Genomic DNA, 25,697 nt, shown 5'->3' with positions numbered 1-25,697 from the left:
TAGATGAGTTTGGCCGGCCTTTTGGATCCTGGAAGGCAGATTTGCTAAATAACGCCGTTTCGCTGCCCATTTTACATGAATTTCCCTCCTTTTTTATGCTACAATGAGATTTACAGCAAAATCAGGGAGAGAAGTCATTTGTATGATTATATAAAAGGGAAGGTCGATTATATCGGCCCTGAATATATTGTGGTAGAAAATGGCGGGATTGGCTATCAGATTATGGCCCCAAATCCTTTCATTTTCTCTGCCCAGCTAAATCAGGAAATTCAAATTTTCCTGTATCATTATCTACGTGAAGATATGGAGTCCCTCTTTGGATTCAAGACCCGTCAGGAAAAAGCACTGTTCACGAAGCTGCTGAATGTAACCGGAATCGGGCCGAAAGGGGCACTGGCTATTCTTGCATCCGGGAAGGTCGACCAGGTGGTTCAGGCGATCGAGCAGGAAGATGAATCCTTCCTTGTGAAATTCCCTGGCGTCGGTAAAAAGACTGCCCGCCAAATGATTCTTGATTTGAAAGGCAAGCTGGAAAGTGTCATACCGGACGCATTCCCGAACCTTTTCAATGGCGGAGAGCAGACGGCTTACAGCCCATCCGGATACAGCGGGGAATTGGAAGAAGCGACACTGGCACTGAGAGCGCTTGGCTATTCTGAGAGAGAAGTTCAAAAAGTGGCCAAGAAGCTGCAGGATGAGGAATTGACAACCGAGCAATATATTAAAAAAGCATTGCAATTGATGTTAAGATAAGGGGTGGCTAAAGTTGGAGGAGAGAGTATTCAATCAGGAAGCCGATTTGAACGAACTGTCCTTTGAACAAAGCCTGCGGCCGCAAAATTTACGGCAATATATTGGGCAGGATAAGGTGAAGGCCAATTTAAGCGTGTTCATCGAAGCTGCCCGAATGCGTGAAGAAACATTGGACCATGTCCTTTTATATGGTCCTCCCGGGCTTGGTAAAACAACGCTTGCCGTGATCATTGCGAATGAAATGGGTGTCAATATCCGGACAACGGCAGGACCGGCCATTGAGCGGCCTGGTGATTTAGCTGCTATTTTGAGTGCCCTTGAACCGGGAGATGTTCTGTTTATTGATGAAATCCACCGTCTCCCTAGGGCAGTGGAGGAAGTGCTTTATCCGGCGATGGAGGATTTTTGCCTGGATATTGTGGTGGGAAAAGGGCCTGAAGCCCGCTCGATCCGCATTGAGCTGCCGCCTTTTACACTTGTCGGAGCGACAACCAGGGCTGGTTCCCTATCTGCACCGCTTAGGGACCGTTTTGGCGTGCTGAGCCGCCTTGAGTATTATACGGAGCATCAATTGACAGATATCGTCATCCGGACGGCGCAGATTATGGATACAGAAATCGACCAGCAGGCCGCCGGCGAGATTGCCAGGCGTTCCCGCGGCACGCCGAGGATTGCCAACCGGCTTCTTCGCAGGGTCCGGGATTTTGCCCAAGTGCGCGGGAATGGGACTATCACGGCTGAGCTTGCTGATTATGCTTTGGAACTTATGCAAGTGGACCGTTTAGGACTGGATCATATTGACCATAAATTACTTAAAGGCATTATTGAAAAATTCCGCGGCGGCCCGGTAGGACTTGAAACGATAGCGGCCACGATTGGAGAAGAGTCCCACACAATCGAAGATGTTTATGAGCCGTACCTTTTGCAGATTGGTTTTCTGCAGCGGACACCAAGGGGAAGAGTGGCGACGCCATTGGTTTATGAACATTTCCACATGGAGGTGCCGGAGAGATGAGCGGACTGCCGAAAATTCTGATGACGCTCGGGGCTGTCCTATTTATAGTGGGTTTCCTTTTAAAATTCACTAATCTTGGACGCCTGCCCGGGGATCTTTTATTCAGAAAAGGCAATACGGCCATTTACTTTCCGATTGTCACGTCGATTATTGTAAGTGTCGTGCTCTCGGCCATTTTTTATGTGATCAGCCGGTTTAGGTAAGCGAAAACAGCTAGGAAATACAATAAGGAAGTGGAAAAGTTGAAATTAGATTTATTTGATTTTCATCTGCCGGAAGAATTAATCGCTCAGGTTCCTTTGGAAAACAGGGAAGCGAGCAGACTAATGGTGCTGGATAAGGAAACCGGTGAAGTGACTCATGAGGTTTTCAGCCATATCACGGAATACATAAACCCGGGAGACTGCCTTGTCCTGAATGATACAAAAGTATTGCCGGCGAGGCTTTATGGAGAAAAAACGGATACCGGAGCCCACATTGAAGTGCTGCTGTTAAAGCAGGAAGCAGATGATGAATGGGAAACACTTGTGAAGCCGGCCAAACGGATTAAAGAAGGATCCCGCATCGTATTTGGCGACGGGAAGCTTTCTGCTGTCTGTACAGGGACGCTTGACCATGGCGGACGAATTTTGAAATTTGAATATAACGGCATTTTTTATGAAATTTTGGAGGAGCTTGGTGAAATGCCACTGCCTCCGTATATTAAGGAGCAGCTGGATGACAAGGACCGCTATCAGACGGTCTATGCACGTGAGCGGGGATCTGCTGCTGCACCAACTGCCGGCCTTCATTTCACGGAACATTTGCTTGAAGAATTGAAGAAAAAGGGCGTTCATATTGCTTTCATTACCCTTCATGTAGGACTGGGCACGTTCCGTCCGGTCAGTGTGGATGATATTGACAGCCATGAAATGCATTCTGAATTTTATCAAATGACAGCGGAAACGGCAGAGCTTTTGAACAAAGTAAGGGCTAACGGCGGACGGATTGTCACGGTGGGCACGACGTCAACAAGGACGCTTGAAACGATTGCTTCCCGAAATGACGGGGGATTCAAGGAAGAAAGCGGATGGACAAGCATTTTCATCTATCCTGGATACGAATTCAAGGGCATTGATGCCATGATAACGAATTTCCACCTCCCGAAATCAACGCTGATCATGCTGATCAGTGCACTGGCCGGACGTGAGCATGTTCTCAATGCTTATCGATTAGCGGTTGAAGAAAAATACCGGTTCTTTAGTTTTGGAGATGCAATGTTCATCAAGTAAAATAAATACAGTGACTCTTGAAAGGAGTTAAGGCGTTTGACAGCAATACGTTACGAACACATTAAAACTTGTAAGCAGACAGGAGCGCGGCTTGGAATCGTCCATACACCGCACGGTTCCTTTGAGACTCCTGCTTTTATGCCAGTGGGTACGCTTGCCACGGTAAAAACGATGTCCCCGGAAGATTTAAAACAAATGGGAGCCGGCATCATCCTAAGTAACACTTATCACCTATGGCTGCGCCCCGGACATGAAATTGTCAAGGAAGCCGGCGGCCTGCATAAGTTCATGAACTGGGACAGGGCCATCCTGACAGATTCCGGCGGTTTTCAGGTTTTCTCATTAAGTGAATTCCGTAAAATCGAAGAAGAAGGCGTTCATTTCCGTAATCATCTGAATGGCGATAAGCTGTTTCTTTCTCCAGAGAAAGCCATGGAGATCCAAAATGCGTTAGGCTCGGATATTATGATGGCGTTTGATGAATGCCCGCCATTCCCTGCGACAGAGGAATATATGAAAAAATCGGTCGAGCGGACTTCCCGCTGGGCAGAACGGTGCCTGAAGGCCCATGCGCGTCCTGAAGACCAAGGATTGTTCGGAATTGTTCAGGGCGGCGAATTTGAACACCTAAGAAAACAGAGTGCCAAAGATCTTGTTTCCCTGGACTTCCCCGGATATGCCATTGGCGGCCTGTCTGTCGGCGAACCGAAGGATGTCATGAACAGGGTGCTTGAATTCACAACACCGCTTCTTCCGCAGGATAAACCGCGCTATCTGATGGGTGTCGGTTCTCCTGATTCCTTGATTGACGGAGCGATTCGCGGAGTTGATATGTTTGACTGCGTGCTCCCGACAAGGATTGCCCGCAACGGCACACTCATGACAAGCGAAGGGCGCTTAGTCGTGAAAAACGCCAAGTATGCGCGGGATTTCGGACCGATTGATAAGAACTGCAGCTGCCATGTCTGCCAGAATTACAGCCGGGCGTATATCCGCCACTTAATAAAATGCGAAGAAACCTTTGGAATTCGTCTTACGACTTACCATAACCTTCATTTTCTGTTAAACTTAATGGAGCAAGTCAGACAGGCCATTCGCGAGGACAGGCTTGGCGACTTCAGGGAAGAATTTTTTGAAAGCTATGGTTTCAATAAGCCAAACGCCAAAAATTTCTGATTCCAACTACACTGTGAAGAAAGGAGCGATATATAGATGAGTGGATTGACGCAAATATTACCATTGATTTTGATGTTCGTATTGTTTTATTTCCTATTGATCCGTCCCCAGCAAAAGCGCCAAAAGGCAACTCAAAGCATGCAAAGCAGCCTGAAAAAAGGCGACCGGGTGGCGACGATCGGAGGTCTTCACGGAACGATTGACGCCATTGATGATACAAAAGTAATCATCAAGGCTGACAACACGAAGCTGACTTTCGACCGCGGAGCAATTCGTGAAGTAGTGGAAAGCGCACCAGAAAAATCATTATAAGTAATTGAAAACCGGGCCGAGGCCCGGTTTTTTGTTTTGCTTCTTTTATGAATACGAGTCCTTGGATGATCCTCCGCCGCTCATGTTCACGCCCAGTATTCCGCCCATCGCAGCGGTTAAAGCAAAACAGATATAATAGATCCATTGCTTAAGAGAAAACAGCGTGTCATGACCTAAATATTGAAATAAGAAGATGATGAGTAAGTAGACAAGCCCCGTTCCGCCTCCGAGCAAAAGCCCCTGACTTTTCCCCTTTGCCCCGGAAATGAATCCGCCGATGAACATGGACAGGAAAGTAACGGCCATGATGACATACGTTAAGGATTGTTCGGTAAGCGAAGTGAAACGCAGCAATAAGGAAAACAGCAGGCTGGCAATCAGCGCCTGAACAAATATCGAGCCCACTCCGTAAACGACCGCAATGCTCATTTTTTTCGTTTCGATCTTTATTCGCCCCTTTCGTAGGCAGTCGTACAACTAAAATCACCGTTTTATCTGTACAAGCATATTCACTGGAATGGCCATTTAGACCAGAAGGAACCCGGGAGGCCAAAAAAATAGCGGTTATTTTGGAGGGCACCCGCACATGCTAATTGAGATATCCTAAATGGCAAAGGATGTGGCATGTAGCATGGAAGGCTATCTCGTTGTTGTTTTAAAAACCTTGTTAATTTATATATTTATCCTCGTGATCTTCCGCCTGATGGGAAAAAGAGAAATTGGTGAACTGAGCATCTTGGACTTGGTTGTATTTGTCATGATCGGGGATATAGCCGTTATGGCGATCGAAGACCCGGATAAGCCGATTATGAAGGCATTTGCTCCAATGATTGTCTTATTGATTATCCAGTTTCTTTCTTCGTTATTTTCCCTGAAAAGCGCGAAATTCCGCGAAGTAGTCGACGGCGAGCCATCTATCATTATTAATCAAGGCAAAATCGATGAAAAGGTGATGCGGAAGCAGCGTTATAATTTTGATGATTTACTGACCCAAATTCGCTCACATGGAATCCTTGATCTTAATGAGATTGAATATGCGATCCTGGAATCCTCCGGAGATTTATCCGTGATCAGAAAGCATGGGAGCCAAAAATCGCAAAAAGTGAATTCCCCGTACCCGCTTGTACTGGACGGAAAGATACAAGAAAGGAATTTGCGTGAAATCAAAAAAGATGCGGCCTGGCTTCGCGAACAATTGAAAAAGAAGGGATATAAAAACCCCGAACATATCTCATACTGCAGCTATATGAACGGAGAAATTTATATCGATATTAAAGATGAAAAGGAAAATGAATAGTCAGACTCTGGCAAATAGAGCCAGGAACTTGCCGATCACCGGTACCCGGATCACATGCTCTTTCCTGATCTGGCCGAATAAAAGCATCAGAGATACGAACAAAAGCAGGATAAACAGGATGGACATGAGCAATTGAATGGTCAGCGGGAAGCCGGTCGGCAGATTAAAAAGGAACCGGCCGCCGATTCCGGACAGAAGGGCAATCAGCAGTCCTGCCGCATAGCTGCGCAAATGAAAACTAAACGGTACCAGTTTAAGAACGGTAGAAAAATGGAGCAGTGTCACAAGTAAAGTGCCAGCCGCAATGCCAATGGCAGCACCCATGATTCCGAAGTTTTCTTTTGAGGCCAAAAACCATATGACCGCAATTTTGAGAGCGGCCCCTAACAGACTGTTAATCATCGCCGATTTGGCCATATTCAAAGCATTAAGCACAGACTGAAGCGGGAACTGAAAATAAAACAGAATAAAAAAGGGAGCCAGGAATTTGATGAACACGGCTGCATTGTCAGAGCCATACATAAGCAGCAGAATCGGCTCGGCAAAGAAGTACAAGACCATTACGGAAAGGCAGCCTGTCAGAAAGGTAATCTTTAAGGCTTGCTGCAGGCGGTGCTCAACCAGCGTCATATTATTGGATGATTGGGCCTCGCTCACAGCCGGGACTAGAGCAGTTGAAAGGGAAGTGGTGACGAAGGAAGGCAGCATTAAGAGCGGCAGTGCATACCCGGTGAGTTCTCCATATTGCCGGGTCGCAAGCGCTGTACTGACACCGGCTATGGCCAGACTTTGAGCGACCACAATCGGTTCCGCAAACCAGGCCAGATTGCCGATCATCCGGCTTCCGGTTGATGGAAGGGCAATCCCGAACAGTTCTCTCAGTGTACTTTTGCCTGAATGGAGTACCTTGAAAAAACCACGGCGCATTTTGAAATGCTTTTTGATTTTGAAGCTGGAAACAAGGTAAATGAGTGAAACAAGCTCCCCGATAATAGAGGCGAGCATCGCACCGGCAGCAGCGTATTCAATCCCATACGGAAGGAAGGCCTTCGTCAGCACGGCAATGAACGTAATGCGGGCAATCTGTTCAATCACTTGGGAAAAGGCAAACGGCTTCATGTTTTGCTTCCCCTGAAAATAGCCGCGGATGACAGAGGAAACGGCAATAATCGGAACAATCGGCGCAATCGCCATAAGGGGCCATATAACCCTGTTATCAGTAAATAAATACTCGGAAAGTGTGGGGGCGAGCAGGATCATAGCCGGAGTGAAGATAAGAGATAAAGAGAACGTGCAGGTTAAGGAAACAACAAGGATTTTTTTAACCTTTCGATGGTCCCCTCTGGCGCTCGCCTCCGCAACAAATTTAGAAATGGCAACCGGAAGGCCGAGCTGCGTAATGTTCACAACCAGAAACAGTGTCGGCAATGCCATCATATATAACCCTACGCCTTCTTCCCCTATAAAACGGGCAACGACAATCCGGTTAATGAACCCGAGAACCCTGGTAATCAAGCTGGCTATTAATAGGATCAGCGTCCCTTTAAGAAATTTTGACATCTGGATTTATCCCTGCCTTCTCAAAAATGCTTTCATCCTTTACAATTGATTTATATGCATCATATTGGACAAAGCATGACAACCTGTTTGATAAACAAGCGCTTGCATTTTAAAACAGCTGTTTTCGGAAAATTTGATATTTTTCATACTTGGCCGGGTGCAGCGGGAAGTACCGAACCCTCTATTATAGGAGTCCCGGTGCGTGGCGGCTGAGAGCCGAGGAAGAAAGAAATGAAACAGCCTTTCAAACTGTTTTGAACGGAGGCAGATGATGAATTATATCCATCCCTATCAGCAATTTTATACAAAAGTAAGGCCGGTCATTGAGAGCAAGCTGGAGGAATTTCGCATGGTAGGCCTGGCAGCAGTGACGGAAGAGGATGTCTGGAGCTACCTGACCAATAAAAAATGGAAAAGGCCGCAGGAAGGCATACATATTCATGAACTGGTTTCCGACATCCTGTCGCTGACAAGCAACCAATTCATGACGTACCAAATGGTCGAGGCTTATAAGTCTCCCAATATTTTTGCACCTATATCTGAAAATGAGCTGAAGGAATTACTCAAATAACCGGTGTTTTTGCAGGTTAACTAAAATTGACAGCCGTTTTGAATTAAATCATAATGAGGATGGCTGAAAGGTTTGTATTTATCGTTTTTTATTGTCTTTTTTGATTCAAAGTAATGTTCCGCTCATCATCATGATTGGGCATATAAAGAAAGGGGCCTAATGAAAGAATGGTCAAACGAAGCAGAATCGTTGCGTTCTTCCTGATTATTTTGCTGATTTTTTCGGCAATGGGCGCAACATCAAAAGGAATATTAGGTAACATTAAGCTTGGCTTAGACCTTCAGGGCGGATTCGAAGTCCTCTATAAGGTGAAGCCGCTTAAAGGAGAAAAGGTCACACAGGAAATGCTGAACAGTACGGCAAGAGCGCTGGATAAGCGTGTAAACGTACTGGGAGTCAGTGAACCGAGCATCCAAATTGAAGGAGATGACCGGATTCGGGTTCAGCTGGCGGGTGTAAAGGATCAGAACAATGCCCGTGAAATTCTGTCTACTCAGGCACAGCTGTCCTTCCGTGATTATAATGATAAGGAAATGATGACTGGTGCTGACTTGAAAGAGGGAGGGGCGAAACAGACCTTCCAGGAGAACAAGCCAGTCGTTGAAGTCACTTTGAAGGACGCCGACCAATTCACGGAAATATCCAAGCAGATTTCAAGCCTGGAATATCCAAACAATGTTTTGGCCATTTGGCTGGACTTCAAAGAGGGGGAAGATTCCTATAAGGATTCCGACACACATGATAATATGATTTCCGCGCCGACCGTGCGCGATGTTTTCGCGACGAATAAGGTTATCATCGAAGGGAACTTTACCGTCGATGAAGCCAAGGAACTGGCTGACCTTCTGAATGCAGGAGCTCTTCCTGTTAACCTTCAGGAGGAGTATTCAACTTCTGTCGGAGCACAGTTCGGGGCAGAGGCACTGGATAAAACCATTTTTGCCGGCATTATCGGCATTGGCCTAATTTATCTGTTCATGCTTCTGTATTACCGTTTTCCGGGATTTATTGCGGTTATCACCCTGTCCATCTATATTTTCTTGACATTGCTTGTGTTCGACTGGATGAATGCGGTGCTGACGCTGCCGGGTATCGCGGCCTTGATCCTGGGAGTCGGGATGGCAGTCGATGCCAATATCATTACGTATGAACGGATCAGAGATGAGCTCAAACTTGGCCGTACACCGAAGGAAGCTTTTGCGGAAGGAAATAAAAATTCTTTAAGTACTATTTTCGACGCGAACCTGACTACCCTGCTTGCGGCAGCTGTATTGTTTTATTATGGGACAAGCTCCGTTAAAGGGTTTGCAACAACTCTGATTATCTCCATCCTGATGAGTTTTATCACAGCTGTTTTTGGTACCCGTCTTTTCCTTGGACTATGGGTAAAAAGCGGTGCGTTTGATAAGCGTCCAGGCTGGCTTGGAGTAAGCAAGAAAAGGATTATTCCTAATGCATCCAAGAAGAAAATTGATTTACTCGTGATGCCGACACGTTATGATAAGCTGGATTTCGTAAAACGCCGGAAGCTGTTTTATACGTTATCCGCCCTGGTGACGGTGATTGGAATCGTCTTCCTGTTTGTTTTTAAAATGAATCTCGGCATTGACTTTACGAGCGGGACAAGGATTGAACTGTCCTCTGATAAAGCACTGACAACCGAACAAATCGAAGGAGAAATGACGGCTCTCGGTATTGAACCGAAAGATATTCGTTTAGCCGGAGAAAACAACCAAACTGGAATCGTCCGCACAGTCGGTGTACTGAATAAAGACGAAATCGCTGAGCTGAAGGATCATTTCAAGGAAGACTTAGGAGCAGAACCGAATGTCAGCACGGTATCGCCTACAATCGGTAAGGAACTTGCGAAAAATGCGCTCATTGCTACATTGATCGCATCCATCGGCATTATCCTGTATGTGACGATCCGTTTTGAATGGAGAATGGCGCTGCCGGCTGTACTGGCATTGTTACATGACGCCTTTTTCGTCATAACAATTTTCAGTGTTTTGAGACTTGAAGTGGATATCACCTTCATTGCGGCTATTCTGACCATTGTCGGGTACTCCATCAATGATACGATTGTTACATTTGACCGAATCAGAGAAAATCTGAAGAGGGCCAAGCGGATTAATACAGCGGAAGAATTGGAGGAAATCGCGAATATCAGTATCCGTCAGACATTGACCCGCTCAATCAATACGGTGCTGACCGTTCTCGTGACTGTCGTTGCCCTGATGATTTTTGGCAGCGAGGCCATCCGGAACTTCTCCATCGCCTTATTTATCGGGATGGTAGTCGGAGTCTATTCTTCCCTTCTGATCGCTTCCCAATTATGGGTAGACCTGAAGATCAAAGAATTGAAGAAAAAAGGCTCGTTAAATACAGAGAAAAAAGAAAAAGAGAACCTGGAAGGCCAGGTTTAATCAAAGAAGAGCCCGGTTTTTGCCGGTGCTCTTTTTTCCTGTTTTCTTTTATTCAGCCGTACATGTATGTGTCTGCCATTTAGAGGTGATTGAAAGCTTTCTTGCATATTTGATATAATAATGGGATTGAGGGGTGAATTCATGTTAAAGTCTAAATCACGCTGGAATGTGCAGAGGTCCGATGAGGAAACAGTGGCAATGCTTGCGGACAATCTTCATATTACAACATTGGCGGCTACGCTATTGGCGAATAGGGGCCTTACTTCCCTGGAACAAGCCCGGTCTTTTTTATTTGTAAAAAAACAAGACTTCTATGATCCGTTTCTATTAAAGGATATGGATGTGGCGGTCAGCAGAATAAATAAAGCAATTGAGCAAAACGAAAAAATCAGGATTTTCGGTGATTATGATGCAGGTGCGACACGTTTCTAACTGAAAAGGTTAGGCACTAGGGAGTCTCTAAATATCTCTAGGAGAACTGATTTCTTGATAGGTGGAATGATGGCGTAACGTCCTGAAACGCCTACTCTGATACTCCGACATGCTTTTTCTAAGGTTAAATAGAAAGGTGTGAAGCTCGGTGAAGTCGGCAGAGAGATACCGTATGACTCATGTAGAAATATCTTCATCTACATAAGTACACGAAAGCTGTCCAGAGGTGGATGGTGTATCCTATATGCCGGGAGTCCAGAAAATATCTATGGTTAGAATGTATTGCGAAATACTGACGAATCTCCGAATGTACGGGACTAGACGTAGATGTTGTAGAAATGCAACAGGTGGCAGTGCCATCGTATGCGTGGGTGAGTAAGAATCTGGCGTTATGAAAATCCATAACTTGTTATAGGCAAGTTCAAGCATACAGGACCATAGGAGAAACCTAAGGATATATGTAAGGATAGAGAAATTGGAACGTGGAAAACATGGGGTGTGGAGGTATTAACCTACCAAAGAAGCAGTTCGGTATATAAAGGGTGTGTGACCTACTAAAACCGATTTACTCATGTGAGAGTGGAGCCATTGTACCTGTGAAACCATAATAATAAGTGGTGGAGGAATAGGCTCTAGTCGGTAACTTCAAAGACTTATAAATGCATAACAGACACAGATTCGATTATGACTAAGAGAATCACCGCTTGAGAAAGGGGTTGATGTCTGTGGTAAATTCACAAATTGCAAAACATGTGAAAAGGTCTAAATTACGCAATGCAGAGTACTACAGTATGCAAAGTACTTTCGACATGCTGTACGAGCAAAGCAAATCAGGAAGTAAATTTACTAACCTGATAAGTATTATTAGTTCAAATGAGAACATTAATTTAGCCTATCGTAACATCAAGAAAAACACTGGTAGTAAAACTGCTGGAGTTGATGGACGAACAATTGAGCATGTAGCCAAACTTAGTGAGCAACAGTTTATCGAGTATGTTAAGAACAAATTCAGAGATTATCATCCAAAAGCTGTACGACGAGTAGAAATACCAAAACCCAATGGTAAAACTAGACCCTTAGGAATACCAGCTATTTGGGATAGAATAGTCCAACAATGTATATTACAAGTACTTGATCCCATTGTAGAAGCTAAATTTTCAAATAACAGTTACGGATTCAGACCTAATCGCTCAGTTGAGAATGCGATAGCACAAAGCTATAAATTAATGCAGCAAGGAAAAATGAATTTCGTAATTGATATTGATATTAAAGGTTTCTTTGACAATGTGAGTCACGGAAAGTTACTAAAGCAAATGTGGACATTAGGTATCAGAGACAAAAATTTACTATCAATTGTGTCAAAAATGTTAAAAGCCAAAATCAAGCTACCAAATGGACAAATCATTGAAAATAACAAGGGTACTCCTCAAGGAGGAATACTTTCTCCCTTAATGTCAAACATCGTGTTAAATGAATTAGATAAGTGGGTAGAGAGCCAGTGGGAGGATAATCCTGTATACAATGATTTTATCTACGCAAGAAAGGATAGAAAGGGAAGCATCGAAAAAGGATATAAATACAGAAAACTTAGGAACAAAACAAAGTTAAAAGAATGCTACATCGTGAGATATGCAGATGATTTTAAGATTTTCTGTAGCAATCCCAATCATGCTAAAAGACTATACCTTGCAGTTAAAAAGTGGCTGAAAGATAGGCTCGAACTTGACATAAGTGAAGAGAAATCTCAAATAGTAAATTTAAAAATGGATTACTCCGAATTTCTCGGCATCAAAATGAAGTTAATCCCTAAAAGAAACAAGTGGATTGTCAAGAGTCATATATGCGATAAAGCATTACAAAGAACGAAAGACAATCTCAAAGCAATCATCAATGATATTAGATACGATAAGGGAATTAACGACCAGCAGAGAAAAGTCTCGCTCTACAACTCAACAGTTATTGGGCTTCATCAATATTGCCGTATTGCCACCTTAGTCGCAGAAGACATGGGAGATATTGCATATGAGATTAACGCTTGTATGAAAGATCACCCCATGAAAAGGCGAATTAAGAAAACTGGGCATATTAGTTCAGACTTTATTAGAAAGGAATACGGGAAAAGTAAACAAATGAGGTTTATATCAAGAAATCCACTATTACCTATTGGGTATATCAGACATAAAAACCCAATGATGAAACGAAAGATTGTCAATGCCTACACTAAGGAAGGACGAAAAGAAATTCATCGTAACCTTTCAAAAATAAACATAGCGATATTGAGATATATTATGGAGCATCCTGTGAGAGATCGCAGTGTAGAGTATAATGATAATCGAGTTGCATTATATAGTGGACAAGGTGGAAAATGTAGCGTAACAGGTGAGTTACTTCATCCTTTATCGATACATTGCCATCACAAAGTTCCGAGGACTAAAGGCGGAACTGATGAATATAAAAATCTTTGTTTGGTGGATAAAGGGGTTCATATCCTTATCCACGCTAAGGATGAAAGCACAATCTCTAAGTATAAACATCTAATAACAAACACTAGGGTTTTGGATAAACTCAATAAGCTAAGAAAAAAACTTGAGCTGGTAGACTTAGTGATGTAAAAGGACAAACATGTGATAAGATGTGAATTCTGTAAAGTTATGTAGATTAACAAAGTTTTGAAGTTAGTCGATGGAACGCCGTATGAGGTGAAAATCTCACGTACGGTGTGAAGTGGGGGAAAAACTGGAGATTATATCAAAGGTTTACCTATCACTATATGGTGTCAGTTCTACAACCGTGCTGATGACAGCTCTGCAGCGTCTGGGGGCAGAGGTGGATTTTTACATACCAAACCGGTTTACCGAAGGGTATGGTCCGAATCCGATGGCGATTCGTCTGGCTGCGGACCAGGGAATCAGCCTGATGATCACAGTCGATACAGGTATTTCAGCTGTTGATGAAGCAGCACTTGCCAAGGAACTTGGGATGGATTATATCGTGACCGATCATCATGAGCCAGGTCCGGTTCTTCCTGATGCGCTTGCAATCATCCATCCGAAAATTGAAGACAATCCATATCCATTCAAGGATTTAGCCGGTGTCGGTGTGGCATTTAAGCTTGCACATGCGCTTCTTGGCGAAGTTCCAGAAGATTTGCTCGAAGTGGCAGCGATTGGCACCATTGCTGACCTTGTTCCTTTAATGGATGAAAACCGGCTGATTGCGGCTAAAGGCATTGAAAAACTGCGGCAGACAAGAAGGCCTGGCTTGCTTGCTTTAATGAAAGTGGCCGGCGTAGAGCAGGGGTCACTTACGGAAGAAACGATTGGATTCTCGCTTGCGCCTCGGATCAATGCAGCGGGAAGGCTGGGTCCGGCTGATCCGGCCGTCGAGTTACTGATGGCGGAGGATATGCGGGATGCCGAAGCAATCGCCCAGGAAATTGATGAGACGAATAAAGAACGAAAGGAAATCGTGGAATCGATTGCCAAAGATGCGATTCAGCAGGTGGAGGAAAACTACCCGATTGATGAATACGGTGTGCTCGTCGTAGGCGGTGAAGGCTGGAACTCCGGTGTGGTGGGAATTGTGGCATCTAGGCTTGTGGAGCGTTTTTACCGTCCGGCAATCGTGCTCAGCTTTGATCCGGAGAAAGGCCTTGCCAAAGGATCTGCAAGAAGCATAGAAGGCTTTGATCTGTTTGCCAATCTGTCTAAATGCCGCGAGCTTCTCCCGCATTTCGGCGGACACCCGATGGCGGCCGGCATGACGCTGAAACTGGAGGATGTGGACGAGCTGCGCAGCAGGCTTAATCTTTTCGCAAAAGAGAGCTTAAGCGAAGAAGACTTTATCCCGGTCACAAAGCTGGATAAAAAGGCAGATCTCTCGGAGATTTCTATTCAGACCATTGAAGAAATGAATCTGCTTGCCCCGTTTGGTGTCGGGAATCCGAAGCCGAAGATCATGATTGAGTCGGCCAAGCTCTCAAGCATCAAAAAAATCGGAGCCAATCAGACCCATTTGAAGCTCCAGCTGGAAAATGAAGAACATATTCTGGATGGAGTCGGCTTTGGCTTCGGTCATTATGCCGATGAAATCTCGCCGAATGCCTCCGTGTCCGTCATCGGAGAATTGTCGGTCAATGAATGGAATAACCGGAAAAAGCCGCAGATTTTTGTTCAGGACATCGCAGTTAATCAATGGCAGCTATTCGATTATCGCGGCAAAGGCCAGGCGGAAAAATGGCTTGCGGCTATTCCTGCAGCGAACCGAAAGATTATTGTTTTTCAGGCAGATACCCTGACCCGTTACCCATTTTTGCTAGAACAGCCAGATACTGTGCATATTAAGGAGAAAGAGGCAGGAAATGGGCTGAATCTGGATGGGGCGCATCTCGTTCTGATGGATACGCCTCCGACAAGAGAGTTTTTGAAAGATTTTCTCGAGGGTCAGACACCGTCGAGGATTTATGTTCACTTCTATCATCCGCAGGAAAATTTCCTGAGCACAATGCCGACAAGGGAACATTTTAAGTGGATGTATGCCTTCCTGGCAAAAAAAGGCCCGCTCGATTTGAATCGATATGGTGATGACCTTGCCAAATACCGCGGCTGGAGCCGGGATACGGTTGATTTTATATCAGAGGTGTTTTTTGAACTTGATTTTGTTACAATAGAGAATGGATTAATGAAACTGACGACTAATGCGAAAAAACGGGACTTTAGTGAATCGGTGTCGTTTAACAGAAAGAAAGAGCAGTTTGAGCTTGAGAAAGAGCTTGTTTATTCTTCTTATCAGCAATTATTCGATTGGTTCAACCATCTATTAGTTCAAGAGGCAAGAGACCTTGAGGAGGAAACAAAGCAATGGATTTAAAGCAATTTGTAACAATTGTGCCGGATTGGCCGAAGCCAGGCATTATCTTCAAAGATATTACAACCCTAATGGATAATGGGAAAGCCTATAAATATGCAACAGACCAAATCGTGGAATATGCACGCGACAAACAGATCGATCTTGTGGTCGGACCTGAAGCGCGCGGTTTCATTATTGGCTGTCCTGTAGCCTATTCACTTGAAGTAGGCTTTGCGCCCGTACGTAAGGAAGGCAAACTTCCGCGTGAAACGATCAAAGTTCAATACGGCTTGGAATATGGATCAGATGTACTGACCATCCATAAGGATGCCATCAAGCCGGGACAGCGTGTACTGATCACAGATGACCTTCTTGCGACAGGCGGCACAATAGAGGCGACCATTGAATTGGTTGAAAAGCTTGGCGGAATTGTTGCTGGCATTGCCTTCTTAATCGAGCTGACTGATTTGGACGGAAAAGCAAAGCTTAAAGGCTATGACGTCCTGTCATTGATGAGCTACTGATAAAAACAGCATGAGCACTCCTTCTTAGGGGTGCTTTTTGTTCCATTTGGGAACATTTCCAGTTAAAAAACCTCCTTTTGTTGAGAAATAAGGCGATTTCTCTTTACAACCTCTTGATTTTTTTCGATAATAGTAATAATAATGATTTTTTAATACTGTCTGACTTTCAGAAATGATATTCATGAAATAACAACTGCGCCTTTTCTTTTAAAGGCGAGTTTTTCTTAGTGTCCCTTTTTTTATGAGGGGCAGCAGCCTGTTTGCGATCCCTGTCATCTGTCTGTACTGCAAAAATTGTCAGATTCTGTGAGATGTCAGGAACCAAAGGGCAACTAATCATACTCTATCCGGAACATACCTTGTGAGCAGCAAGGGTGCAGGGTGGCGGTTAAAGTGGGGTTAAGGTGATTACATGGCTAATGATCAAATAATGACTGCTGAGCAGGTTGTAGAACAGGCGAGCCAATATCTTCAGCCGGAAGAGGCTGATTTTATTTATAGAGCGTTCAAATTTGCGGAGCAAGCACACAGTGAACAGTATCGAAAATCGGGAGAACCGTATATTATCCATCCGATCCAGGTTGCAGGCATACTGGTCGGACTTGAAATGGACCCAGCCACAATTGCGGCCGGATTTCTTCACGATGTCGTCGAAGATACAGAAGTAACTTTAGAGGACATCGAGAAAGCATTCAGCGATGAGGTGGCAATGCTAGTTGATGGCGTAACAAAGCTCGGAAAAATCAAATATAAGTCCCAGCAGGAGCAGCAGGCGGAAAATCACAGGAAAATGTTCGTGGCAATGGCCCAGGATATCCGCGTCATCCTGATTAAGCTTTCGGACCGACTGCATAATATGAGGACACTTAAGCATCTGCCGCAGGAAAAGCAGCGCAGGATTTCAAATGAAACATTGGAAATCTTCGCTCCGCTTGCCCACAGACTTGGAATCAGCACGATTAAATGGGAGCTCGAGGACACTGCGCTTCGTTATCTGAATCCTCAGCAATATTACCGTATCGTTAATTTGATGAAGAAAAAGCGGGCAGAACGCGAGGAATACTTGGAGGATGTCATTTCTGAAGTCCGGGATCGGGTTGCGGATGTGAACATCAAGGCGGATATTTCCGGAAGGCCGAAGCATATTTACAGCATCTATCGAAAAATGGCGCTGCAGAATAAGCAATTCAGTGAAATCTATGATTTGCTGGCTGTCCGTATTGTGGTGAACAGCATAAAAGACTGTTACGCGATTCTCGGTATCATCCATTCTGCCTGGAAGCCGATGCCGGGCCGCTTCAAAGATTATATTGCAATGCCTAAACCGAATATGTACCAATCGCTTCATACAACGGTCATTGGGCCGAAAGGGGACCCGCTCGAAGTACAGATCCGGACAACGGAGATGCACAGGATTGCCGAGTACGGGGTTGCAGCCCACTGGGCATACAAGGAAGGCACGGATGTAAAAGAGCAGTCCTCCCTCGAAGAAAAGCTAACTTGGTTCCGCGAAATTCTCGAATTCCAAGATGATGCAACAGATGCACAGGAATTTATGGAATCCCTGAAAATTGATTTGTTTTCGGATATGGTTTTCATTTTCACACCAAAAGGCGATGTAATTGAACTTCCTGCCGGATCCAATCCAATTGATTTTGCTTACCGGATTCACTCAGAAATCGGGAACAAAACCATCGGTGCGAAGGTAAATGGGAAAATGGTTCCGCTTGACCATAAATTAAAGACAGGCGATATCATAGAAATCCTGACATCCAAGCATTCGTATGGACCAAGCCAGGACTGGCTGAAATTGACGCAAACTTCTCAGGCAAAAAATAAAATCAGGCAATTTTTCAAAAAACAGCGCCGTGAAGAAAATATCGAAAAAGGGCGCGAGCTGGTAGAAAAAGAAATCAAAGAAATGGAATTCGATGTCAAGGAGATTATGGCTCCGGACAATACAAAGCGGGTTGCAGACAAGTTTAACTTCTTGAATGAAGAGGATATGTATGCAGCTGTCGGCTATAACGGAATCACGGCTCTGCAAGTTGCCAACCGCCTGACTGAAAAAGTTCGCAAGCAAAAGATCATGGAGCAGGAACCGGATATCAAAGAAGCGGTGTCTGAGTTAAAAACGTTCAATGGCACGAAGAAAAAGCGTGACTCCGGCGTCCGGGTTCCCGGTATCGATAATCTTCTGATTCGTCTGTCCCGCTGCTGTAATCCAGTGCCGGGAGACGAAATTGTCGGCTATATCACAAAAGGCCGCGGAGTATCTGTTCACCGGAAGGACTGTCCGAACCTTGAACTGGATGAGTCTTCGGATGAACGTCTGATTCCGGTCGAGTGGGAAAGCAGCGTGAATGAGCGCAAAGAATATAACGTGGAAATTGAAATCAGCGGCTATGACCGCCGAGGCTTATTGAACGAAGTGCTTCAGGCAGTCAATGAAACGAAAACGAATATTTCCGCCGTATCTGGAAAATCGGACCGTAATAAAGTGGCAACCATTCATATGTCTATCTTTATTCATAATATTGCGCACCTGCAAAAGGTTGTCGAGCGGATAAAGCAAATCTCTGATGTTTATTCAGTCAGAAGGATTATGAATTAAGGAGTTTTTATATCATGCGAGTTGTGTTACAAAGGTCGAAGGCTGCCCAGGTCACTGTGAATGGTGAAACCGTCGGGGCGATTGACCGCGGGCTTGTCCTGCTGGTAGGTATTACTCATGGGGATACAGAAGCGGATGCTGTCTATCTGGCAGACAAAGTGGTCAACCTTCGGATCTATGAAGATGAACAGGAGAAGATGAATCATTCCTTGCTGGATGTGGGGGGGTCTATTCTTTCCGTCTCCCAGTTCACTCTATACGGAGACTGCCGCAAAGGGCGGAGACCGAATTTTATGGAAGCTGCCCGTCCGGAAGAAGCAAATGTTCTGTACGAGAGGTTTAATGAAATCCTGAGAGAACGCGGTGTCCAAGTCGAAACCGGCGTATTCGGAGCGATGATGGATGTCCAGCTGACCAATGACGGGCCGGTTACCCTGATTTTGGAGAGTAAAAAATAGACCCTGCTGTCCCCTGTGTAAACTGCACAGGGGATTTTTCATGTTTGGGTGAGGTCGAATGCAAGAAATTGAAAAGAAAGGAGGATATTCCAAGAATCACCAATTTATTTTCATTTTAAGAGAATTCGACAGCTTTTGTCACAAACTGGCAAAAACCTTTATATACAGAAGCACAGGCGGATGGTATGGTAGTGATAAGGGAATTCAATACCTTGCCAATAGAAAGGAGTTTTGTCTATGTCTTCAGATCCAGTGAAAAAAATGCTGGCCGAGCTATGCTATTTCAATGAAGTGGATATTACTCACACCTTTTCTATAGAAGGGAAACCCTGTATGGAAGTCATGTGCTCTTCCGGACATACTTCGCCTTATATCTTTCAGCTCACGAATCTGAGAGATTGTCATACAGAGACCTATCAAGATATTGATGAAGCAGCAAAAGCAATCAAAGACGTTTTATTGATCTGTTAAATCCACTTCCCAGTTCTCTTTTAGGATTTTCTCTTCGTAATGGCCTTTCTTCGCTTCTTACTTCCCCCATTTTTTACCGTCCATTAAACAGCCTCTCCTTTTTCTGCAAGGGCTGCAGAATAAGCTTTGATGCTGTACAAACCTTCTGCTTCTGTTGTGGTTTATTCCGCAATCCGGCACAAAAAAGCCATCTATACGGCCATTTCAGCTTGGTGCTGAGGGTTTTATTTAAAGGTCCCATTTTGACAAGATGATTCCTGCTTTAACCGACTAATAACCGCTAAACAGAAAATTCTCATGCAGTATGAAAAATAGAAGCGGGAACAAAAAAAGTATCAAACTTCTCACAGAGAAATTTGATACTTTTCAGTTACTGCATAGTCTGTTCCTCTCTATATGTTCAGTCTTTAAAATACATGGCAAGTCCATTATAGATAGCGGTCGTAATCGTTTCTTGATATTCAGGAGAGCGGATGGCCTGTTCATCGACAGGATTGCTTAAATAGCCTAATTCAAGAAGGGCGGCTACCCGTTTATTTTCTCTGACCACATGAAAGTCGCCAACCCGTTCTCCGCGGCTTTTCGCCTGCAGGGCAGATTCTAGGGAATAAGCGAGCGTGGAGGCAAGCCCTTTTTGGTAGGCGTGATAGTAATAGGCTGTCGTACCGGTGGTTCTGCCATCTTCCGCACTGTCATAATGCAGGCTGACGAAAGCATCGGCACTATGGATATGGGATACGCTTACCCGTGAAGGAAGAGGGATATACGTATCTCCGTTCCGTGTCATATAGACCTCAGCCCCTGCCGCTTCCAGTTTATCCTGAAGAAGTTCTGCCGTCTGTAGGGTCATGTTTTTCTCCAATGTTCCGCGCCTTCCGATGGTCCCGCCGTCGCTGCCGCCATGGCCAGGGTCGAGGACAATCGTTTTACCTTCCAGGTATTTCATAACGCCGGGGCGCTTCACTTGCTCTGCTGAGTCTTGTAGGGAAACCATCCAGCCGGCAATATAAGCCGTATCTTTATTTTTTAACGTGACTTTATACCAATTGCCTTCAAGGGAGGCAGCGGTAAATTGATCGCCTTCTTTTGCTGTCTGAACAGCTGAAGCATAAGGATCTGCTTTTTTTCGCAAAATAGCACCGTCATACAGCACGGTCAGTTTCCGGTCTTTCAGGCTGACGCTCTGTTTGGTCTTTTTGGTTTTTTCTCTTTCAAGGTACCAGCCAGCCACCCAGCCTTTTCTTTTTCCAAACTGAATTTGGACCATTTGTCCGTTCTCTTTCAGAATGGCATAAGATTCTCCCTGTTTCACATCCCCGATTTTTTGGCCGTTTAAGGATGGAGTTTGGTGGACGGCCAGCTGTAAGGCGGTAACTTTTCCTGTATGGCCCGGACTTTTGGTTTCTTTACCGGTCTCCGTGAGTTCTACAAACTCCTCTGAAACCCAGCCGTGACGGCCATGATAGTCGATTTCAGCCCAGCCGTTCTTTATCGAATAGATTGAAACAGGCGTCTGCAGGTCGAGTTTGCCGAGAACGTTTGCGTCCGTACTGGCTTCCGCGCGAACGTTGACCCTGCTGCCTGTAATGATTCCGGATTGTTCGGCCTTTTTCTCTTTTCCCGTATTGACCGTTTCAGAAAGGGAAGCTGAGCTTGCCGGAATCCAGCCTTCGAAACCGGCCGATTCAATATGGATCCAGTTTTTATTTGTTTCGGTCACATTTACGGCTGTTCCGCTGTAAATGGCTCCGATGACATGAAAGTTCTCACCGGGCCCGTCGTAGACGCGAACGGAATCCGCTGAAATTTTCGCTGTTTTTGAAGGCTGCATTGCTGTTTGGCTCTGATTTACAGCGACAAGCCAATTGGCTACCCATCCGGTTTTTCCGGCGTCTAATTGAATCTTCAGCCAGTCCCCTTTTTCATCGACGATTTGATACGTTTCGCCCTTTTTTATTTTTTGAATGACAGAAGAATCAAGATCGGCTTTTTCGCGGACATTTGCCACATCGGCGGTCACCGTGATTTCCCCGGCTGCTTTTGCTGATGCCGCAGCGGGAAAAACAGCTGCGGCAATAAGCAGAAGGGTCAGTACCCATCTGCATGATATATGGATCATTCAGGATGTTCCCTCCAAGTTCTGTTTTCATCTATACTGTTTTCTCTTTTTATGAAAGAATTTCCTCTTCTATTATGCAAGAAAAACAGTTCTTTAGGGAAGAATATATAGCAGAAAATCGGGTAAAAAAATGTTAATGGGAGGGATTGTTCATGAAATTCAGCGAAAAAGGCCAAACCAGCCTGTCTGGAGAGAACCAGATGATGGGGATGGATTTCCAAGATTTCATTCAAAAGGAGCAGAGCCAGGGAATCATGGCCGCGGCTTCAGATTTCGTGATTAACAATCGTACGGTCAAAAATACAGAAAAGCCATGGAAGCATTAAGTCGTCCTCTTGACAAGAATCGGGAAGCTTCGTATGATAGTACAATATCATACATAGTGAATAGCAAGAACCAATGATGGAGAAGAGTAATCAAGATACACATGGACCAGAGAAGGATGTCCCCGGCTGAAAGCATCCGCATGATGACTCGATGAAAGAACACTCTGTAGGCTTCGCCCTGAAAAACGGACGGTTTAGTAGGGGATGGACGTAGACAGGCGTTAACTGTTTTGAGCGGAGGCTATTTGTTGTGCCTCAACTAGGGTGGCACCACGGGATCTAACTCTCGTCCCTTGTAACAGTTTTGTTGCAGGGGACGGGAGTTTTTTGTCTTTCCGTTGAAAATTATGCCCTGCTCTTTTAAATAAGGAGGTAAAACGATGGCAATTCAAATTCCAAGAGGAACACAGGATATCCTGCCGGGCCAATCGGAAATCTGGCAGTATATCGAGAACACAGCGCGCGAGCTTTGCCGCCGCTATCAATATAAAGAGGTGCGGACTCCGATTTTTGAGCATACTGAATTATTCCTGCGCGGTGTAGGTGATACAACCGATATCGTTCAGAAGGAAATGTATACGTTCCAAGACAGAGGAGGACGTGACCTGACCCTTCGTCCTGAAGGAACAGCTTCTGTTGTACGTTCATACATTGAGAACAAAATGTTTGGATGGGCTAATCAGCCGGTGAAGCTTTACTATGTGGGACCGATGTTCCGCTATGAGCGTCCGCAGGCAGGCCGCTTCCGCCAGTTTGTTCAATTCGGGATTGAGGCGCTCGGGAGCAAGGACCCTGCCATTGATGCAGAAGTGCTTTCACTGGCCATGAGCCTGTATAAAGAACTCGGTTTGAAAAAATTGAAGCTTGTGATCAACAGCCTTGGCGACAAAGAAAGCCGGACGTCGCACCGAAATGCGCTGATTGAGCACTTCCAGCCGAGAATTGGCGAATTCTGCAGCGACTGTCAGAACCGCTTAGAGAAAAATCCGCTTCGGATTCTTGATTGCAAAAAGGATCATGATCATGAGCTGATGAAGACAGCGCCGTCTATTATCGAACATTTGAATGAAGAGTCCCGTGCTTATTTTGAGAAAGTGAAACAGCATTTGACTGACCTTGAGATTGAATTTACAGAGGATCCAACACTTGTACGGGGCTTAGACTATTATAATCATACCGCTTTTGAAATCATGAGCGATGCAGAAGGCTTCGGCGCCATTACCACCCTTTGCGGCGGCGGGCGGTATAACGGCCTTGCTGAAGAAATCGGCGGACCGGAAACACCGGGAATCGGCTTTGCGCTCAGCATCGAACGTTTGATTGCGGCTCTGAATGCAGAAGGCGTGGAGCTGCCGATCGAGGAAAGTATCGATTGCTACTTCGTTTCATTAGGCGATGCGGCCAAAGACTATACAGTGAAGCTTGCTTATGAGCTCCGCAAAGCTGGATTTACTGTGGAAAAGGATTATCTCGATCGCAAGGTGAAAGCCCAGTTTAAATCAGCGGACCGGCTCAAGGCGAAATATGTAGCTGTTCTGGGTGATGATGAACTGTCTAATCAAAAAATCAACCTTAAGAACATGGAAACAGGCGAACAGGTTGAAATGGAATTAGCGACATTTACAGACGAATTTAAAAAACTTCAGGCTTAAGGGAGGAAACGAGCATGTTTGGCAGAACGTATTTTTGCGGTGAAGTGTCAGAATCGGCAATTGGTGAAAAAGTAACCCTGAAAGGATGGGTTCAGAAACGGCGGGATCTTGGAGGATTAATCTTCATTGATCTCCGCGACAGAAGCGGTGTAGTGCAAGTTGTTTTCAATCCGGATTTGTCGGCTGAAGCACTGGCCACTGCCGAGAAAATCAGAAATGAATATGTTCTTGATATCCAAGGAACGGTCATTGGACGTGAGAGCGGCAATATTAACCCGAACATTCTAACTGGAAAAATCGAAGTGCAGGCAGAAAGCGTAACGATTATTAACGAAGCAAAAACACCTCCTTTTGCCATTGATGAAAGAACAGGGGTTTCTGAAGACCTTCGTCTGAAATACCGCTATATGGACCTGCGCCGTCCGGCCATGTATGAAACATTGAAAATGCGCCATCAAACGACGAAAGCTGTACGGAACTTTTTGGATTCTGAAGGCTTCCTGGATATTGAAACACCGATTTTGACGAAAAGCACGCCTGAGGGCGCACGGGACTATCTTGTTCCAAGCCGTGTCCATGAAGGGGAATTCTATGCGCTGCCGCAGTCTCCGCAGCTCTTCAAGCAATTGCTGATGGTTTCCGGATTCGAACGCTATTACCAAATTGCACGCTGTTTCCGTGACGAAGACCTTCGTGCTGACAGGCAGCCAGAATTCACCCAAATCGATATCGAAACAAGCTTCATGAGCCAAGAGGACATTATGAATATGACGCAGAATATGATGGAGAAAGTCATGAAGGAAGTGAAGGGTCTGGACGTTACATTGCCATTCCCAAGAATGACGTATGATGAGGCCATGAGCCGATTTGGATCAGACAAACCGGATACACGCTTCGGCATGGAACTGAAGGATGTTTCTGAGATTGTTAAAGACAGCGGATTTAAAGTGTTCTCCGGTGCTGTTGCGAATGGCGGACAGGTGAAAGCCATCGTTGTCAAAGGCGGAGCGGCCGATTACTCCCGTAAAGACATCGACGCCCTCGGCGAATTTGCTGCCATCTACGGCGCAAAAGGCCTTGCATGGCTGAAAGTGGAAGAAGAAGGAGTCAAAGGGCCGATCGCCAAGTTCTTTGCAGAGGATCAAGAACAGCTCATTTCAGCTCTTGAAGCGGAAACAGGAGACCTGCTTCTATTCGTAGCGGATAAGAAAAGTGTTGTCGCTGACGCCCTTGGAGCGCTTCGCGTCAAGCTTGGAAAAGAACGCAATCTGATTGACCAAAGCAAGTTCAACTTCCTTTGGGTAACAGATTGGCCGCTTCTTGAGTATGACGAAGAGCTTGGACGTTACTTTGCCGCGCACCATCCATTCACGATGCCATTCCGTGAAGACCTTGACAAGCTTGAAAGCAATCCTGGAGAAGTGCGCGCTCAAGCATATGACCTGGTCTTGAATGGGTATGAATTGGGCGGAGGATCTCTTCGTATTTTCGAACGGGATGTCCAGGAGAAAATGTTCAAAGTGCTCGGCTTCTCAGAAGAAGATGCCAATGCGCAATTTGGCTTCTTAATGGAAGCTTTCGAATACGGTACACCGCCTCATGGCGGAATTGCCCTCGGTCTTGACCGTTTGGTGATGCTGCTTGCGGGACGGACCAATCTTCGCGATACCATTGCGTTCCCGAAAACAGCAAGCGCCAGCGACTTGCTGACAGATGCGCCAAGCGAAGTAAGCGATGCCCAGCTGAAGGAATTGCATTTAGCTATTGCAGCTCTGCAAAAAAACTGAGTTCTTTTTGGAAAAATATGAAATTATACCCAGGGTCAATTTCTTGAAGAAAATGTCCGGGATATGATATGATACATTCAAATAG

General features: G+C 45.2%; 22 protein-coding genes and 1 other annotated feature. Of the genes, 19 read left to right on the top strand and 3 right to left on the bottom strand.

Going from position 1 to position 25,697, the window contains the following annotated elements; translation table 11 throughout:
- Positions 1–138: 138 nt before the first annotated feature.
- The 6 genes from ruvA to yajC are packed head-to-tail and all read left to right on the top strand — an operon-like array spanning position 139 to position 4,527.
- Positions 139–753: a Holliday junction branch migration protein RuvA gene (gene ruvA / locus BQ4305_RS06665; RefSeq protein WP_110927069.1), complete on the top strand. Its 615-nt coding sequence runs from the start codon at positions 139–141 to the stop codon at positions 751–753.
- A 13-nt stretch (positions 754–766) separates the two neighbouring features.
- Complete coding sequence (gene ruvB, locus BQ4305_RS06660; protein WP_110927068.1) at positions 767–1,768, top strand: Holliday junction branch migration DNA helicase RuvB; 1,002 nt, start codon at positions 767–769, stop codon at positions 1,766–1,768.
- A complete protein-coding gene (locus BQ4305_RS06655) occupies positions 1,765–1,971 on the top strand; it encodes a DUF2905 domain-containing protein (RefSeq protein ID WP_110927067.1) in 207 nt (68 codons plus the stop codon). Before ruvB ends, BQ4305_RS06655 begins: the two co-directional genes overlap by 4 nt.
- Positions 1,972–2,010: 39 nt before the next feature.
- The gene (queA, locus tag BQ4305_RS06650) at positions 2,011–3,039 is read left to right on the top strand and encodes a tRNA preQ1(34) S-adenosylmethionine ribosyltransferase-isomerase QueA (protein ID WP_110927066.1); all 1,029 of its coding nucleotides are present in this window, start codon (positions 2,011–2,013) and stop codon (positions 3,037–3,039) included.
- Positions 3,040–3,075: 36 nt separating this feature from the next.
- Complete coding sequence (tgt, locus tag BQ4305_RS06645) at positions 3,076–4,215, top strand: tRNA guanosine(34) transglycosylase Tgt (protein WP_110927065.1); 1,140 nt, start codon at positions 3,076–3,078, stop codon at positions 4,213–4,215.
- A 36-nt stretch (positions 4,216–4,251) separates the two neighbouring features.
- Positions 4,252–4,527 carry a preprotein translocase subunit YajC gene (gene yajC, locus BQ4305_RS06640; RefSeq protein WP_110927064.1) on the top strand — a complete coding sequence of 92 codons (276 nt, stop codon included), beginning with the start codon at positions 4,252–4,254 and terminating at the stop codon, positions 4,525–4,527.
- Between the two features lie 45 nt (positions 4,528–4,572).
- Here the strand turns inward: yajC and BQ4305_RS06635 are convergent, their stop codons facing one another.
- Positions 4,573–4,956 carry a TIGR04086 family membrane protein gene (locus BQ4305_RS06635; protein WP_199880620.1) on the bottom strand — a complete coding sequence of 128 codons (384 nt, stop codon included), beginning with the start codon at positions 4,954–4,956 and terminating at the stop codon, positions 4,573–4,575.
- A 202-nt stretch (positions 4,957–5,158) separates the two neighbouring features.
- On the opposite strand from BQ4305_RS06635, the gene BQ4305_RS06630 reads away from it, so the two are divergent.
- A complete protein-coding gene (locus tag BQ4305_RS06630; protein WP_110927354.1) occupies positions 5,159–5,824 on the top strand; it encodes a DUF421 domain-containing protein in 666 nt (221 codons plus the stop codon).
- Here BQ4305_RS06630 and spoVB read toward each other — a convergent pair whose 3' ends face one another.
- On the bottom strand, positions 5,825–7,384 hold the full coding sequence (spoVB, locus tag BQ4305_RS06625; protein WP_110927063.1) for a stage V sporulation protein B: 1,560 nt from the start codon (positions 7,382–7,384) through the stop codon (positions 5,825–5,827). It lies immediately after the preceding gene.
- Positions 7,385–7,652: 268 nt separating this feature from the next.
- Here spoVB and BQ4305_RS06620 point away from each other — a divergent pair, with 268 nt between their 5' ends.
- From BQ4305_RS06620 to BQ4305_RS06575, 9 genes are all read left to right on the top strand, one after another.
- Positions 7,653–7,955: a post-transcriptional regulator gene (locus BQ4305_RS06620; RefSeq protein WP_110927062.1), complete on the top strand. Its 303-nt coding sequence runs from the start codon at positions 7,653–7,655 to the stop codon at positions 7,953–7,955.
- A gap of 167 nt (positions 7,956–8,122) precedes the next feature.
- Complete coding sequence (secDF, locus tag BQ4305_RS06615) at positions 8,123–10,381, top strand: protein translocase subunit SecDF (RefSeq protein ID WP_110927061.1); 2,259 nt, start codon at positions 8,123–8,125, stop codon at positions 10,379–10,381.
- A gap of 141 nt (positions 10,382–10,522) precedes the next feature.
- The gene (locus tag BQ4305_RS06610; protein WP_110927060.1) at positions 10,523–10,813 is read left to right on the top strand and encodes a DHH family phosphoesterase; all 291 of its coding nucleotides are present in this window, start codon (positions 10,523–10,525) and stop codon (positions 10,811–10,813) included.
- A 725-nt stretch (positions 10,814–11,538) separates the two neighbouring features.
- Positions 11,539–13,425 carry a group II intron reverse transcriptase/maturase gene (gene ltrA, locus BQ4305_RS06605; RefSeq protein WP_110927059.1) on the top strand — a complete coding sequence of 629 codons (1,887 nt, stop codon included), beginning with the start codon at positions 11,539–11,541 and terminating at the stop codon, positions 13,423–13,425.
- A gap of 112 nt (positions 13,426–13,537) precedes the next feature.
- Positions 13,538–15,682, top strand: coding sequence for a single-stranded-DNA-specific exonuclease RecJ (recJ, locus tag BQ4305_RS06600; protein ID WP_234396890.1), 2,145 nt, complete (start codon positions 13,538–13,540; stop codon positions 15,680–15,682).
- On the top strand, positions 15,673–16,185 hold the full coding sequence (locus BQ4305_RS06595; RefSeq protein ID WP_110927058.1) for an adenine phosphoribosyltransferase: 513 nt from the start codon (positions 15,673–15,675) through the stop codon (positions 16,183–16,185). The genes recJ and BQ4305_RS06595 overlap by 10 nt, the downstream gene beginning before the upstream one ends.
- Before the next feature lie 412 nt (positions 16,186–16,597).
- Positions 16,598–18,799, top strand: coding sequence for a RelA/SpoT family protein (locus BQ4305_RS06590; RefSeq protein WP_110927057.1), 2,202 nt, complete (start codon positions 16,598–16,600; stop codon positions 18,797–18,799).
- Between the two features lie 14 nt (positions 18,800–18,813).
- A complete protein-coding gene (gene dtd, locus BQ4305_RS06585; RefSeq protein WP_110927056.1) occupies positions 18,814–19,257 on the top strand; it encodes a D-aminoacyl-tRNA deacylase in 444 nt (147 codons plus the stop codon).
- Positions 19,258–19,494: 237 nt separating this feature from the next.
- Entirely contained in the window at positions 19,495–19,728 is a 234-nt protein-coding gene (locus BQ4305_RS06575; protein WP_110927054.1) for a hypothetical protein, read from the top strand.
- Between the two features lie 400 nt (positions 19,729–20,128).
- On the opposite strand, the gene BQ4305_RS06570 is transcribed toward BQ4305_RS06575, so the two are convergent.
- The gene (locus tag BQ4305_RS06570) at positions 20,129–21,847 is read right to left on the bottom strand and encodes an N-acetylmuramoyl-L-alanine amidase family protein (RefSeq protein ID WP_110927053.1); all 1,719 of its coding nucleotides are present in this window, start codon (positions 21,845–21,847) and stop codon (positions 20,129–20,131) included.
- Positions 21,848–21,999: 152 nt separating this feature from the next.
- Between BQ4305_RS06570 and BQ4305_RS21355 the strand changes: the two genes are divergently transcribed.
- The 3 genes from BQ4305_RS21355 to aspS all read left to right on the top strand — a co-directional run bounded on the left by BQ4305_RS21355 (position 22,000) and on the right by aspS (position 25,612).
- Complete coding sequence (locus BQ4305_RS21355) at positions 22,000–22,173, top strand: hypothetical protein (RefSeq protein WP_199880596.1); 174 nt, start codon at positions 22,000–22,002, stop codon at positions 22,171–22,173.
- 64 nt (positions 22,174–22,237) lie between these two features.
- Positions 22,238–22,470, top strand: a binding site (T-box leader).
- An 83-nt stretch (positions 22,471–22,553) separates the two neighbouring features.
- Positions 22,554–23,825 carry a histidine--tRNA ligase gene (gene hisS / locus BQ4305_RS06565; RefSeq protein WP_110927052.1) on the top strand — a complete coding sequence of 424 codons (1,272 nt, stop codon included), beginning with the start codon at positions 22,554–22,556 and terminating at the stop codon, positions 23,823–23,825.
- 14 nt (positions 23,826–23,839) lie between these two features.
- On the top strand, positions 23,840–25,612 hold the full coding sequence (aspS, locus tag BQ4305_RS06560; protein ID WP_110927051.1) for an aspartate--tRNA ligase: 1,773 nt from the start codon (positions 23,840–23,842) through the stop codon (positions 25,610–25,612).
- The last annotated feature ends 85 nt before the right edge of the window (positions 25,613–25,697 follow it).

Origin of the sequence: Bacillus massiliglaciei, from assembly GCF_900098925.1 — a bacterium.
GTDB classification, from domain to species: domain Bacteria; phylum Bacillota; class Bacilli; order Bacillales; family DSM-1321; genus Peribacillus; species Peribacillus massiliglaciei.
This window is presented reverse-complemented; position numbering and strand designations above follow the sequence as displayed.

Bases quoted from the DNA above. Each gene is read 5' to 3' on its own strand.
- BQ4305_RS06655 (WP_110927067.1), top strand. From the start codon at position 1,765: ATGAGCGGACTGCCGAAAATTCTGATGACGCTCGGGGCTGTCCTATTT.
- yajC (WP_110927064.1), top strand. From the start codon at position 4,252: ATGAGTGGATTGACGCAAATATTACCATTGATTTTGATGTTCGTATTG.
- BQ4305_RS06635 (WP_199880620.1), bottom strand. From the start codon at position 4,956: ATGAGCATTGCGGTCGTTTACGGAGTGGGCTCGATATTTGTTCAGGCG.
- BQ4305_RS06630 (WP_110927354.1), top strand. From the start codon at position 5,159: ATGGAAGGCTATCTCGTTGTTGTTTTAAAAACCTTGTTAATTTATATA.
- spoVB (WP_110927063.1), bottom strand. From the start codon at position 7,384: ATGTCAAAATTTCTTAAAGGGACGCTGATCCTATTAATAGCCAGCTTG.
- BQ4305_RS06620 (WP_110927062.1), top strand. From the start codon at position 7,653: ATGATGAATTATATCCATCCCTATCAGCAATTTTATACAAAAGTAAGG.
- secDF (WP_110927061.1), top strand. From the start codon at position 8,123: ATGGTCAAACGAAGCAGAATCGTTGCGTTCTTCCTGATTATTTTGCTG.
- BQ4305_RS06610 (WP_110927060.1), top strand. From the start codon at position 10,523: ATGTTAAAGTCTAAATCACGCTGGAATGTGCAGAGGTCCGATGAGGAA.
- BQ4305_RS06595 (WP_110927058.1), top strand. From the start codon at position 15,673: ATGGATTTAAAGCAATTTGTAACAATTGTGCCGGATTGGCCGAAGCCA.
- BQ4305_RS06590 (WP_110927057.1), top strand. From the start codon at position 16,598: ATGGCTAATGATCAAATAATGACTGCTGAGCAGGTTGTAGAACAGGCG.
- dtd (WP_110927056.1), top strand. From the start codon at position 18,814: ATGCGAGTTGTGTTACAAAGGTCGAAGGCTGCCCAGGTCACTGTGAAT.
- BQ4305_RS06575 (WP_110927054.1), top strand. From the start codon at position 19,495: ATGTCTTCAGATCCAGTGAAAAAAATGCTGGCCGAGCTATGCTATTTC.
- BQ4305_RS06570 (WP_110927053.1), bottom strand. From the start codon at position 21,847: ATGATCCATATATCATGCAGATGGGTACTGACCCTTCTGCTTATTGCC.
- BQ4305_RS21355 (WP_199880596.1), top strand. From the start codon at position 22,000: ATGAAATTCAGCGAAAAAGGCCAAACCAGCCTGTCTGGAGAGAACCAG.
- hisS (WP_110927052.1), top strand. From the start codon at position 22,554: ATGGCAATTCAAATTCCAAGAGGAACACAGGATATCCTGCCGGGCCAA.
- aspS (WP_110927051.1), top strand. From the start codon at position 23,840: ATGTTTGGCAGAACGTATTTTTGCGGTGAAGTGTCAGAATCGGCAATT.